This is a genomic window from Nibricoccus aquaticus (assembly GCF_002310495.1).
Lineage (GTDB): Bacteria > Verrucomicrobiota > Verrucomicrobiia > Opitutales > Opitutaceae > Nibricoccus > Nibricoccus aquaticus.
In genome coordinates this window covers 3,661,214-3,673,919 of the sequence record NZ_CP023344.1, presented here as the reverse complement: position 1 = coordinate 3,673,919, position 12,706 = coordinate 3,661,214, and the positions used below count along the sequence as shown (strand labels likewise).

Sequence of the window (12,706 nt, the reverse complement as noted above, 5' to 3'; positions counted from 1 at the left end):
GCTAAACAGTGAGTGAGGTTCCGGCATTTCTATTTACAGCCGCGCGAGTCATAACAACGTCAAAACTTCCATCGTCTTCAAAAACTCCAGCGACACCTGAACAACGTGACTCCCGACTCGATCAAAGAGATTCTCAAGCAAGTGAAGTATCCCGGCTTCAGCCGTGACATCGTGTCGTTCGGACTCGTCCGCTCAGCCGCCTTCGCGGACGGCGTCGCCAAAGTCTCGCTCGCGCTCAATACCGCCGATCCGAAGATCCCGCTTCATCTCAAAAACGAAGTCGACAAATGCCTGCGCGCCCAGCCCGGCATCAACGCGACCTTGATCGACGTCGCCGTCACCGCACCGAAGCCCGCCACACCCGCCGCAGGTGGCGGCAATCTCGCCGGAGGCAAACCCGCCGGCATCACCAACTCCGTCGCCATCGCCTCCGGCAAAGGCGGCGTCGGCAAATCCACCTTCTCCGTCAACCTCGCCTGCGCCCTCGCTCAACTTCTCACCGCGCAAGGCCGCCCCGGTCGTGTTGGCCTGATGGATTGCGACATCTACGGTCCGTCCGTGCCACTGATGATCGGCATCAATGGCCGCCCCACAGTCGAGGGCGACTCCATCATACCACTCGAAAACCACGGCGTGAAAGTCATGAGCATGGGCTTCCTCGTGGACGACAACACCCCCGTCGTCTGGCGCGGCCCGATGATCATGAAGACCATCCAGCAATTCGTCCAAAACGTGAAGTGGGGCGAACTCGATGTCCTCCTCGTCGATCTCCCGCCCGGCACCGGCGACGCTCAACTTTCGCTCGTTCAAACGCTCCCGCTCGACGGCGCCGTGCTTGTCACCACGCCACAACTTGCCGCCACCCAGATCGCGCGCAAAGGCGGACTCATGTTCCAAAAGGTCAACGTCCCCATCCTCGGCGTCGCGGAAAACATGAGCTACTTCGTCGATCCCGCCGGCAATCGCCACGCGCTCTTCGGCGAAGGCGGCGGAGCGAAGACCGCCGATACTCTCGGCACATCCCTGCTCGGCCAGGTGCCGCTCATCCCCGAGATCCGCGCGGGCGGCGACACCGGCATCCCGATCGTCGTCAGCCAGCCAGACAGCCCTGCCGCCCGGACATTCCGCGATATCGGCGAAACGTTGCTCGCCCGCCTCCGCAAACCTGCGCCAGTCACGAACGGCTGATGAAACACCGCTGAGGATTTCGCCTCACCCGGCGGCTTCCAGATTGGCTGTAATTAGCCAGCCGTTTTCCGATAAATCCCCCGGCGCTTTTCGCGGGGTTGACAGGCATTATCACGAACCTACGTTTCGTGTCAGAAACATGACGCTTACCTCGGCAACTGTCCTGGCGGATTCCTGTCCGCAAGCAGACACTACGAACGCAAGCATGCCCTCTTTTGCTACACTCCACTTCGCATCCGCTCGCACAGCGTTTTCGAAGTCAGTCACTCCCGGTAATTCCCCTATGCAGCGGGGATCGTTTTATAAATTGGCGAAAATGCCCGCCGGCAGTCGCCACAACCCGATTCTAGCATCCACTTAACCTAAGCCATCGCCGTGGTAGCCATGACCGACACTTCCCTCAAACCGTCCGAACCGTCCCGGGACTTCGTAAAGCAATCCAGCCTTTATCAAGAATTCCTCGCCGAGCGGGAAGAGATCCTCCGTCACAAATGGATCGAGTCCGAACGCCTCGGACATGACATCGGTTTCGAGCGCGCACTTCTCGATTGGATTCGCAAGCACCGCGAGGCGTGGCGCTCCGCCCGCCGCTCTCAGAGTACGCCCGCAACTCCGCCTTCCTCTCCCGCCAAACCCTAGGTTGCGGCCATAAAAAAGCCCGGCTGCTTAGCAGACGGGCTTTGAAAGTGACGCGAGGTCAGGTGATTACTTGATCTCTTTGTGCAGCGTGTGGCGCTTGAGGAAGGGATTGTACTTCTTCTTCTCGATGCGCTCCGTGACGGTCTTCTTGTTGCGCTTGGTGAGGTAGCGCGAAACAGGCTTACCCTCTTTCTTGGCTTCGGTGCATTCCAGGGTGACGACTTCTTGCATGGTTATAAAAGGTTGAAAGGTCGAAGAAACCTCCCGCCATCGCCTCGCGCAACTCTAAACTTCAGCCAGTCAGCGGTTGATCGACAGGCTGCGAAATACTCGAGCCCCGCTTAATCAACCGATCCCAAATCCACCCAAACAACGCCTCCCAGCGATGACGCTGCGACTCAGTCACCGCACCCATAATATACACCACGATCAAGATCACCATGATCGGTACCCACTCAGCTCCCTTCACGGTGAAAGGAGGAAACATTGCCGACGCCAAAATCACCAGCGGCGCATGATACAGGTATAGTGAGAATGTGTGCCCCGCCAGCCAGCGCACCGGGCGGTAAACCACCGTTATCACATTCACTCCCACGAAAGCCCGGTTGAAAAACCAAATGATCGCAGCCCATCCCAATCCGCCGATCAAATCGCTCACCGCCGCACCCGCGAAATACCACGGATGCTCACCGGCCGTCCCCGGCCAGTCCGGCAAATACCGCAGCACCGCCCACGTCGCAGCCACCGCCCCGACTAGGCCCGACATCGCCCAACCGCGCAAAAGTGATCCTCGATCCCTCCAGTTGTAAGCCGCAACTCCCACCAGCCACACCGGCAGCAACATCAACACATTGGGCCCAGCTAGCAACGCGCCGACAATCAGCCATCCCCACCTCGCCCGCTTCGATTTCACGTACAGCGCCACCCCGAAAAACAAGTAGTACCACGCCTCGTAACCGAGCGACCAAAACGGCGTGTTCGTCGGCGGCGAAAGCTCCAGCATCCAGACTTCATTCAAAAACACCGACGAGGCGGCGAATCGCACCCAAGGATAAGCCCGCTCGTAACCCGCATAAAACTCCGCTTCCAACCCGCGCCCCGCGAGCCAAAGGAAACAAGTCAGCACCAACGCCGGAGCCACCACCGAGTAGAGCCTAGACAACCGAGCCACCGTGTACTGCCGCGCGTCCCTTGCCCCATCGCGCGTCGTGTGCGCGATCACATACCCCGACAGCACAAAAAAAACGATCACCGCATCATGCGCCCACACCTGCATCGGCCCCATCATCGCGGGATTCCAATAGTTCGTCGTGTGCGCGAAAAAAACCACCAGCGCCGCCGCCAACCTCAGCACATCCAGAAAGAGCGAAGTCGCGCGTGTCATGCTCGGCTTGCTGGAGCCGCTCACTTGAGCCCCATGCCTTTTTCCATAAGCGGCAGCATCACGCCCCGACGAAACAGCGTCACCTGCCCCGTGCTCGAAGAAACCACGATCGCGATCGCCTGCGTCGCCACCGACACCGCCGCGCCCGCCGCATGGCGGCTGCCCAGCCCGCTCGGCAGCGCGTGATCGTTATCCGTAGCCTGGATCAGGCTGCCCGCGGAAACCACCACGCCATCGCCGCGAATCACGAACGCTCCGTCGATGGAGGAAAACTCCTTCACCGTCTCGTCCATGAACGGATTGAGGATATTGCGATCCTCCTCCTTGTAACCATAAAACGGATTCAGCACGAGCGGCTTGGTCAGCTTCTCCACCTTGCCTGTGTCGCCGATCACGAAAAGACACCCCACCGGCCGGCCCTCGCGGCCTTCGACCGCCAGCTCAGTCGCCACCGCGATCACGCGCTCCAGCACCTCGGGCTTCACATCCTCGGGCAACAGATCGGTGTGCCCGGTGAGCAGCGTCTGGAACTCCCGCTCCACATCAACCACCACCATCGTGTCGAACTGATTACTCCCCGCGATTCCCCCGATGCAGCAAATGCGGTCGTTGAACGAAATCACTCCGCGCGTCAGCGCCACCAGCATAGCACTGCGCAGCTGCGCCAGCCGCTGCGTTGAAAAAGATCTCACCTGGATCGTCTCGGCAAATCCACTGCCCTCATTGTCGCCATCCACTAGATTGCGTGTGACCAGCAATGCCTTCGCCACCGAACGCCAGCTCCCCGGCTCGATCCCGCCCGTGAACGTGTCGCCGAAAACCATGATCGCCGAGCAGTCCGTACCCTTCGCTACGTTGTCGGCCTGCCGGATCATCATGCGATTGATACGGCTTTGCTGCGCCTGCACCGGTCGTGCCGTGATGCCGCTCAACGCCGCTGTGAGCCGCTCATCCAGATCATCAAGCGATGGCGCCTCCATGAGGCTTTTAACCGTCTCTTGATCCTGCACCAGCCGCGCGATCGAGGCCAGTACCTGCAGGTAATCGCGCGCCTTTTCATCGGCGAGCAGCATCAAAATCAACTTCACCGGCTCATCCGTCTTCGTTCGCTCGTGGCGGACACCACCCCGGCTGCGCCCGATCGCGAGGATGTAACGGCGCTTCATTTTCACGCGAACGTGCGGCAATGCCACGCCCGCACCGAGGTAAGTCGTCATCGTGCTCTCACGTTGCAGCAAACCGCGGAGCAGCACATCGCGCTTTAACTCCGGCGAACGCGTGATCGAAACATCCAGCAACTCCTCCAGCGCGCCTTTAAGATCCGTACTGCGCAGATCGATGATGCGGCTGCGCGCGATGATTTTCTCCAGCCGCATGGTAATTCAGTAACTCAGCCGCTCACTTCTCCCAATCGAGCGCGCCCTTTTTCACTTCGTAGAAAAGCCCGAGCACGAGCACACCGATGAAAAACATGATCGGCCCCAGGATCGCGATATGGTTGGCTAGAAAATCCCGGTAGATGAATGCCCATGGAATCAGAAAAACCACTTCAATATCAAAGAGGATGAAGAGCATCGCTGTGACGTAGAATTTCACCGAGAAGCGCGTGTGAACGTTGCCATCGCCTTTCACTCCGCACTCGTAAGCCGAATCCTTGATTGCGTTTTTCGCTGCGCGCTGACCGATCAGATGACTCGCTCCTATGACCGTGATGGCCACGCCCGCGGCGAGGCAGATTTGAATCAGGATCGGGAGATAATCAGCTTGAGACATGACGCGCTAGAAATGGCCGCACTCTTTCAGCAGTGACAAGGGGATTTTCCGGGGAAATCCGCCTGTCTGCTCAATCACCCACACGGATCACCCGTCCCGGCGTAGCCTTCGAGGAACCCACGCCTAGCGTCTCTGCGAAATCCAGCGTGCGGATCTCCTCCGACACCGGCTTGAAGCCCGCCCGCTCACGCCAGCGATTGATGCGCGTAAGCATGAACGAATCCAGCGCCACCGGATCTGCGCTCAGCCACACAAGCGGCTCAGACACTGTGTACAGAGAGTTAAAATACGGACCGCCGATAAACTGATAGTGCTCCAGGCTCGCAATCGTGAACGCCCAAGTCTGGCGCAGCTCAGGAATCGCGCTCATCTCCGCCACCGCCGCGGGCGCATTCGCCGGACTGCGGAAAAACCGCGCCGTATTACTGGCATTCCAGAGCGTGGCATTCACCAGCGCGCCATTAACGCCAAGATACTGGTGATCGGTATAGACCGGCAGGTTGATCCAGAAATCCGCATCGAGAAACAGCGGCGTCGCCAGGAAGCTCTTACGATCCTGCTCTTTCGTGGTGTTGGCCTCGATGCCCTCCACGCTCTTCTCGGCGAAGATCGGGTCAAAACGCGACGGCAGCGGACTGTCGTAAAACCACACCGGATCATAAAAGCGTCCCGACTCCAGCACGTAGAACGGATGCCCCTTGAATGGCGACTGCCCCGTGACGAGCGACGGCAAATAACCCGTCATGCGCAGTCGAAGCTGGTTCAGCCCAACAAGGAAGATTTGCTCTTTCGAAAAGCCACGACGCTCCAGCGCACCAATCACCGCTTTCACCAGCGGCACCGGCGTCGCCATGCCCGGACCAGAGTCCGTATAAATTTTCAATCCCACCTTTTTCTTTTCGCCTGGCGCCAGCTTCCGGCCGCCAGCGGCTTCATATTTAGCGATCAACATCTCCACTTTCGCCGCATACGCGCCGTCATCATAAGCCGGAAGCGTCGCCTCCCAAACCGGCAGCGGTTCAACCGCGACGGTCTGTGCATGACCAAGCGGTGAGATCATCGCGACAGCCGCGATCCAAAGGGAGAAAAGAGACCCCGATTTCAGAAATTGCATGAGTAAGTGTGTAGCCAAGCGCGGCAAAAAGTTTCCCAAAAGCGCGGTACTTGACAGAACCCCCACCCGGTTAAAAGTGCAAACTTCACTGCGCCTGTCGCGCCCGAAACGCCTTCCATGCCCGCCATCAAACCCACCTGTATCCGCGACCTGAAGTTTCGCGTGAACATCGTGGATGTCGTCGCCCGGGTCGCCACGTTGAAAAAAGCCGGCGCCCAATTCAAAGGCCTCTGCCCTTTTCATCAGGAGAAATCGCCGTCCTTTCACGTCAACCCCGACCGCGGCTCCTACAAGTGCTTCGGCTGTGGAAAAGCGGGCGACATCATCGCCTTTGTCCAGGAAACCGAGCAGCTCAATTTCGTCGAATCCATCGAGGCGCTCGGACAACGCTTCGGCGTTCCCATCGAGTACGAAGAAGGCTCCGGCCCCACCCGCGAAGAACGCTCACTGCGCCAGGAGATCTTCGATCTCCACGAAGTCGCCGCCGAGCACTTCCACCAAGTCTTCAAAAACCCCGGCAACTCTGGCGACTACATGCGGGACTACTGGCAGACCAGACGCCGCTTCCCGATGGAGATCGCCGACGAATTCAAAATCGGTTCCGCCGACCCCACCGACAACTCGCTCGCCGCCGCGTTGCTCAAGAAAAAATTCTCCGAAGACGCCCTCCGCCAATGCGGCCTCTTCTTCGTCCGCGAGGGCGCGCTCTTGGGCCTCGGTTCTCTCAAACCCCGTTTTCGCGGCCGCTTAATGATTCCCATCCGCGACCACCAAGGCCGCGTCGTCGCCTTCACCGCCCGCCAGACCGATCTCACCCCGCAAGACGACCCCGCGCGCGAAGCCAAGTACGTCAACTCCCCGGAGACCCCGATCTTCACGAAGGGAAATCTCCTCTTCAACCTCGACCGCGCCCGCACGGCCGCCGGCGAAGGCAAACCCTTCGTCATGGTCGAAGGTCAACTGGATGCGCTCCGCTGCTGGCAAGTCGGCCTCAAAACCGCCATCGCCCCCCAAGGCACTTCCATCACCGAAGGCCAGCTCGTGCTCATGCGCCGCTACCATCCGCAGGTGGAGTGCTTCTTCGATAGCGACAGCGCTGGTCAAAAAGCCGCCCTCCGCTTCCTCCCGATGGCGCTCAAAGCCGGCCTCGAAATCCGTTTCCTCGCCGCCCCCGGCGACGGCAAAATCGACCCCGACGTGCTCTTCCTCGAACGCGGTCTCGCCGCCTACGACGAAGTCAAACGCGGCGCCCTCAGCGCCATGACCTTCGCCAGCCGCAGCATTTTACCCGCGCCCGAAACCGCTTCCGCCGAACACAAAACCCGCGCCAGCCAGAGCCTCTTCGAGATCATCTCCGCCACCGAATCCGAGACCACCCGCGCCCAGTTTTTGGACGAGATCGCCGCCAGCCTCCGCCTCCCCTCGTCCGCCGTCCACCGCGATTTCGACGCATATAAACGACGCCAGCACAGTAAGCTCGCTCCCGCCGCTCCGCCTCAATCCCACGACGCCCTATCCTCCCCTGTCGCCACAAAAACAATCAACACTGCCAACACGCCCGAGTACCACCTCCTGCTCATGTGCCTGCACTTCGAGCAACTCGGCAAACCCCTCAGCACCGTACTCCCCCACGACTGGATCGACGCCTCCCACCTCCCCGGCTCACTCCTCAACCGCTTTCTCGCCGAGTTCGAGCACGACGCCTGGCCCGGCCGCGATCACCTCGACGGCCTGCTCGAAAATCCCGAAGAAAAGACGCTCGTCGCCTCGCTTCTTTTCGATCCTCCGCGTACAGAAGAACCCGTTCGCGCCATCAACCAAGCCCTCGTTCAAATCCGCACCCGTTTCCTGGAGCCTCAGCTCCGCCAAATAGAACTTGCTCTAGCTACACACGGTCCGGACAGTAACTTTGACGCACTTTCTCTCATAAAACAACGCACCGATATCCAGCGACAGCTGCGAGCGCCCTTTGGTCTGCCCGCCGCTGTCTGATTGCATTTCCTAGATCCACACCATGCCGCGCAAAGCCAAGTCAGCCGAATCCGACACGCACTCAGAAGCCGTTGAAACCGCTATCGAACGCACCCAGAACGCCACTCCGGAAGGCGGCACTCCCGGCGCTGACCTTGCCCCCGGCGGTATTAACGACAAGATTCGTAACCTGATCCGCCTCTCGAAGGAACAAGGCTACCTCACCTTCGACGATATCAACGAAGCCCTCCCCGAGTCCGTCGAAAACCAAGAGGAAATCGATAACGTCCTCTCCATTCTCCAGAACCTCGAGATCGAGATCCTCGAGCCCGATCAGGTCGAAGACTATAAACAGCGCCAGGAAGAGGCCGAAGAGGAAGAATCCCGCACCTCGCAGAACGACATTTTGGACGATCCCGTCCGCATGTACCTCAAGCAGATGGGCCAGGTCCCGCTGCTAACCCGCGAGCAGGAAGTCGAAATCTCCAAGCGCATCGAAAACGCCGAGCTCAAGGCTCAGGAAGCCCTCTTCGAGTCCGCCATCGTCGGCCGTTACATCGGCACCCTCGGAGCCAAACTCCTCAACCGCGAAGAGCGTTTCGACCGCATCGTCATCGATAAGAAAATCGAAAGCCGCGAAGCCTATTTCAAAAACCTCCCCAAACTCGTCGAGGGCACCCAGGACGGCGAAGCCAACGTCGCCGACGCCTGGGAAGAGTATCTGAAAACCAAGGACGAAGCGGGCAAAAAGAAAGTCCACGCCAAGTTCAAAAAACGCGAAAGCGCCTACAAGGCCCACTTCGGCAAATTCTTCTTCAAGCTCAAGGTCTACGAAGAGTACCTCGAGCAGATCAACCCGCTGCTGGCCGAGATCGAACAGATTTTCGCGCAGATCGACCGCGCCAAGCACCCGAAGACCAAGAAAGACGCCGCGATCGACACCAAGCCGCTCAACGCCCGTCTCCGTCAGATCGAGGCCGAACAGCGTCTCACTGCCGCCGAACTCCTCGAGATCGTCAAAAAGACTGGCGTCCACGTCCGCGAAGCCCACAAAGCCAAGACCGAGATGGTCGAGGCCAATCTTCGTCTCGTGATCTCAATCGCTAAGAAGTACACCAACCGCGGCCTCTCCTTCCTCGATCTCATCCAGGAGGGCAACATGGGCCTCATGAAGGCCGTCGAAAAATTCGAGTACCGCCGTGGCTACAAGTTCTCCACCTACGCCACCTGGTGGATCCGTCAGGCAATCACCCGTTCCATCGCCGATCAGGCCCGCACCATCCGCATCCCGGTCCACATGATCGAGACGCTGAACAAAGTCATGCAGGTCCAGAAGCAACTCCTCCAGGAATTCGGCCACGAACCGACGCCCGAGGAAGTCGCCGACGAGATGAATCTCCCCGTCGAGCGCGTGCAGCAGATCATGAAGATGGCACAACAACCCATCTCGCTACAGTCCCCCGTCGGCGACGGCGACGACACCAGCTTCGGCGACTTCATCGAAGACAAGTCCGCGGAAAACCCGTACGACATGACCGCCTTCTCGCTCCTGCGCGAAAAAATCATCGACGTCCTCGACTCTCTCACCGACCGCGAACGCCGTGTTCTCTCTCTCCGCTTCGGTCTCATCGACGGCTACAGCCGCACCCTCGAAGAGGTGGGCAAACAGTTCAAAGTCACCCGCGAGCGCATCCGTCAGATCGAGGCCAAAGCCCTCCGCAAAATGCGCCACCCGACGCGCATTCGTCAGCTCCACGGCTTTTTCGACGCCGAGCAGATCGACAATGCACAGAACCTGCTCAAGCAGGTCTCCATGAAGAAGCCCGACGGTACCACGCCACCACTGCCCGTCCGGTAACCTCACCACTCCGCCTGCGTCTCCCACCAAACCGGTATAACACCTTTACTCCCCCTCGGAGTAACATAGCCTGCCGAACATCATGAACAGCCCACTCCTCAACGCTCCTCTCGCCCTCATGGGCATGGGCAGCACGGAATTGATCGTCCTCCTCCTCATTGTGCTCCTCCTCTTCGGCGGCGCCAAGCTCCCGAGCCTCGCCCGCGGTCTCGGCCAGTCCATCAAGGAATTCAAAAAAGCCTCCAAGGGCGAAGACGAAGAACCGGCCGCCCAATCCACGGCCACCGAGACTTCAAAAAAAGCTGAGACCACCAAGACGCACGGCGCCAACTAAGCACCACGCCTTTTCTCTCTTCCAAGCGCCCCCTCTCCGGTGCGCTTTTTTTGTGTCCAAAATCCCCCCTCACTCCCGCCCGCAACCACCGCCACGTCCACATCCGCCCTAAGCCTATCACCCGCCGCTCAGACCGCCTCCAGCCACTCGCGAAACCCGTGGATCTGGTCCGGCGTTCCGAGCACCAGCAGCTCGTCACCCGCCCCCACCACTTCATCGCCCGCCGGATTGAGCACCCGCGTCTCCCCGCGCCGGATACCCGCGATCTGCACATGGTTTCCCTGCGACGGGATCAACGTCCTCAAATCCTTCCCCGCCCCCGGACTGCCCGTCGGAACCAGGATGGTTTCCATGCGCACATCCTCGAACTCCGATCCCGACGGATTGCCCGTCACTCTTTGCAGGAATGCCTTGCCAGCCGCCATCTGCTCCGCCGTGCCGATCAACAAAACCTTGTCCCGCGGATAAAGCACCGTCTCCGGTCCCGGCAGCGGGATCAGGCAGCCCTGCCGGTCAATGCCCACAATCGTCGCTCCAAACTGCGGCCTCAGCGCCAGCTCCGAGATCCTCTTCCCCGTGCAATCCGCCAGATCCGGCAGCACACAATCGCTCACACTCAGCTTCCACTCGCGATGCGGATTCAGCCACGGCGCATTCGTCTCCATCGCCGCGCTCCCCGCCCCCGCGAGCGCCCCCTGGAGCTCCACCTCCAGCTCGCTGTGCCAGTAAACCAGCCTCCGCCGCAAAATCAGGATGCCCACGCCCGCCAGCAACACACTCGCCAGCAACAGCCACTTCATCCCCACACCCGCCGGCAACAGCGAAAAAATCCACAACGCCAGCGCCGCTCCCGCCACCGCCCGGAACGCCCACTCCACAACAGGTGCCATCTTTCGCGCCTGTGGATGCCCCGACACCGACACCTGCGCGTAAAGCAGGCACAGAGCCGAAATATTCCTCCAGATCGCCACCAGCGGCGCCAGCACGACCAGCGTCATGCCCGCGACAAACAGCACCGTCGGCCCATGCGGAAACAGCCAGTTATGCCCCAGCCAACTCTCAACCATCGCAAACAGCGGCTCCGAAAACACCAGCAGCCCAGTCACCAGCAACACCTCCACGCTTATCTGGATCAACCGCTTCTTGCTCAGCTGCCAGAGCATATTTCGCTTCTGCCGCGCCCGCAGCCGCTCGATCCATGTGTAGTAATAACCATGCCACGCCCGCAACCACCCCGGCCGTCGCGACAAAGCCCATACACTGATCTTCTCCGAATGTTTCGTCAGTGACGGCGCGCCCAGCGTCGTCAGCAGCGACACCCCGACCGCCATCGGATAAAACCGCTCCGGCACCACCTTCGCCGCCACGCCCAGCTGCGCAATGATGAACGAAAACTCCCCGATCGGCGTAGCCATCAACCCTACCTGCATCGAGTCCTTCACCGAAGTCCCGATCAGCGACAGCCCGATGGTCGTCGCCAGCGCCCGCACCACCACCGTGAACGCCGCCACGCCCACGATCAACCACCACCACTCACCCACCAGTCGCACATCGATCTGCATCCCGATCGCCACGAAAAACACCGCCGTGAACACCTCGCGCATCCCCTCAAACGTCCGCTCCACCTGCGTCCGGTGCGGCGTCTCCGCCACGATCGTCCCCAGCAAAAATGCCCCGAGCGCCAGCGAGTAACCCGCCTTCTGCGCGATCAACGCCAGCCCGAACAACAGCCCCGCAAGCGTCACCGTCTGCAACTCCTCCCCCGCCGAGATGCTCAGCTTCTTCAGCAGCCACGGCACGATCAGCAACCCGCCGATACCCGCCAGTACCACAAACGCCCCGAACATCCCGAGCGTCTGCCCCAGATCCACGCCCTGCCCCACCCCGCCAAACTGCACCAGCGAATTCAGCAACGTCAGCATCACCACCGCCACCACGTCCTCCAGCACCGACACCCCCATCGCCAGCTGCCCCGCCTTCTCATGCGTGCAACCCGTGTCGTGCAAAATTTTCCCGATGATCGACGACGACGACACCATGAGCATCGCCGCCAAAAACAAACTCTCCGTCCCGCTCCACCCCAGCATCAGCCCGCCCGCGCGCGTCAGGCAGTACACCACCGCCGCACTCGCGAACACCCCCGCCAGCAGCAAAAACCCCAACCGCCTCAGCCTCCTCACACTCAACTTCAACCCGATGGAAAACATCAAAAAAACCAGCCCCACCTGCGCCAGCGTCTCGATGCTCCCCCCTTCCTTCACCAGCGAGAACGGTGGCGTGAATGGCCCCACCAACACCCCGGCGACCAGATAACCCACCACCACCGAAAGCCCCACCCGCTGACAAAACCACCCCACCGCGCCTGCCACCAGCAGCACCACCGCGAAGTCCTGGATAAAGTTGATGCCGTGCTCCATGAACGTTTCCAGACAGCACGCCCCGCAA

General features: G+C 60.2%; 11 protein-coding genes. 5 read left to right on the top strand and 6 right to left on the bottom strand.

The window, feature by feature from the left end:
• Positions 1 to 105 precede the first annotated feature (105 nt).
• Positions 106 to 1,188, top strand: coding sequence for an Mrp/NBP35 family ATP-binding protein (locus tag CMV30_RS14825; protein WP_096056755.1), 1,083 nt, complete (start codon positions 106 to 108; stop codon positions 1,186 to 1,188).
• A gap of 384 nt (positions 1,189 to 1,572) precedes the next feature.
• The gene (locus CMV30_RS14820) at positions 1,573 to 1,827 is read left to right on the top strand and encodes a hypothetical protein (RefSeq protein WP_096056754.1); all 255 of its coding nucleotides are present in this window, start codon (positions 1,573 to 1,575) and stop codon (positions 1,825 to 1,827) included.
• A 66-nt stretch (positions 1,828 to 1,893) separates the two neighbouring features.
• Here the strand turns inward: CMV30_RS14820 and rpmG are convergent, their stop codons facing one another.
• The 5 genes from rpmG to CMV30_RS14795 form a co-directional block, all read right to left on the bottom strand.
• Positions 1,894 to 2,058, bottom strand: coding sequence for a 50S ribosomal protein L33 (rpmG, locus tag CMV30_RS14815; RefSeq protein WP_096056753.1), 165 nt, complete (start codon positions 2,056 to 2,058; stop codon positions 1,894 to 1,896).
• A 61-nt stretch (positions 2,059 to 2,119) separates the two neighbouring features.
• On the bottom strand, positions 2,120 to 3,211 hold the full coding sequence (locus CMV30_RS14810) for an acyltransferase family protein (protein WP_138223316.1): 1,092 nt from the start codon (positions 3,209 to 3,211) through the stop codon (positions 2,120 to 2,122).
• Positions 3,212 to 3,231: 20 nt separating this feature from the next.
• Positions 3,232 to 4,587 (bottom strand): diadenylate cyclase, encoded by a 1,356-nt coding sequence (locus CMV30_RS14805; protein ID WP_096056751.1) that lies wholly within the window; start codon positions 4,585 to 4,587, stop codon positions 3,232 to 3,234.
• A gap of 22 nt (positions 4,588 to 4,609) precedes the next feature.
• Positions 4,610 to 4,984 carry an NADH-quinone oxidoreductase subunit A gene (locus tag CMV30_RS14800; RefSeq protein ID WP_096056750.1) on the bottom strand — a complete coding sequence of 125 codons (375 nt, stop codon included), beginning with the start codon at positions 4,982 to 4,984 and terminating at the stop codon, positions 4,610 to 4,612.
• Between the two features lie 70 nt (positions 4,985 to 5,054).
• Positions 5,055 to 6,137, bottom strand: coding sequence for a DUF362 domain-containing protein (locus CMV30_RS14795; RefSeq protein ID WP_245844237.1), 1,083 nt, complete (start codon positions 6,135 to 6,137; stop codon positions 5,055 to 5,057).
• A gap of 78 nt (positions 6,138 to 6,215) precedes the next feature.
• Here CMV30_RS14795 and dnaG point away from each other — a divergent pair, with 78 nt between their 5' ends.
• The 3 genes from dnaG (at position 6,216) to CMV30_RS14780 (ending at position 10,261) form a co-directional block, all read left to right on the top strand.
• Positions 6,216 to 8,090 carry a DNA primase gene (dnaG, locus tag CMV30_RS14790; RefSeq protein ID WP_096056748.1) on the top strand — a complete coding sequence of 625 codons (1,875 nt, stop codon included), beginning with the start codon at positions 6,216 to 6,218 and terminating at the stop codon, positions 8,088 to 8,090.
• Between the two features lie 22 nt (positions 8,091 to 8,112).
• A complete protein-coding gene (rpoD, locus tag CMV30_RS20860) occupies positions 8,113 to 9,927 on the top strand; it encodes an RNA polymerase sigma factor RpoD (RefSeq protein ID WP_096056747.1) in 1,815 nt (604 codons plus the stop codon).
• Between the two features lie 82 nt (positions 9,928 to 10,009).
• Positions 10,010 to 10,261, top strand: a complete 252-nt coding sequence (locus CMV30_RS14780) for a Sec-independent protein translocase subunit TatA/TatB (protein WP_281254863.1) — start codon at positions 10,010 to 10,012, stop codon at positions 10,259 to 10,261.
• Between the two features lie 128 nt (positions 10,262 to 10,389).
• Here CMV30_RS14780 and CMV30_RS14775 read toward each other — a convergent pair whose 3' ends face one another.
• A complete protein-coding gene (locus tag CMV30_RS14775; protein ID WP_096056746.1) occupies positions 10,390 to 12,678 on the bottom strand; it encodes a cation:proton antiporter in 2,289 nt (762 codons plus the stop codon).
• Between the last annotated feature and the right edge of the window lie 28 nt (positions 12,679 to 12,706).

Bases quoted from the DNA above. Each gene is read 5' to 3' on its own strand.
- CMV30_RS14820 (WP_096056754.1), top strand. From the start codon at position 1,573: ATGACCGACACTTCCCTCAAACCGTCCGAACCGTCCCGGGACTTCGTA.
- rpmG (WP_096056753.1), bottom strand. From the start codon at position 2,058: ATGCAAGAAGTCGTCACCCTGGAATGCACCGAAGCCAAGAAAGAGGGT.
- CMV30_RS14810 (WP_138223316.1), bottom strand. From the start codon at position 3,211: ATGACACGCGCGACTTCGCTCTTTCTGGATGTGCTGAGGTTGGCGGCG.
- CMV30_RS14805 (WP_096056751.1), bottom strand. From the start codon at position 4,587: ATGCGGCTGGAGAAAATCATCGCGCGCAGCCGCATCATCGATCTGCGC.
- CMV30_RS14800 (WP_096056750.1), bottom strand. From the start codon at position 4,984: ATGTCTCAAGCTGATTATCTCCCGATCCTGATTCAAATCTGCCTCGCC.
- dnaG (WP_096056748.1), top strand. From the start codon at position 6,216: ATGCCCGCCATCAAACCCACCTGTATCCGCGACCTGAAGTTTCGCGTG.
- rpoD (WP_096056747.1), top strand. From the start codon at position 8,113: ATGCCGCGCAAAGCCAAGTCAGCCGAATCCGACACGCACTCAGAAGCC.
- CMV30_RS14780 (WP_281254863.1), top strand. From the start codon at position 10,010: ATGAACAGCCCACTCCTCAACGCTCCTCTCGCCCTCATGGGCATGGGC.
- CMV30_RS14775 (WP_096056746.1), bottom strand. From the start codon at position 12,678: ATGGAGCACGGCATCAACTTTATCCAGGACTTCGCGGTGGTGCTGCTG.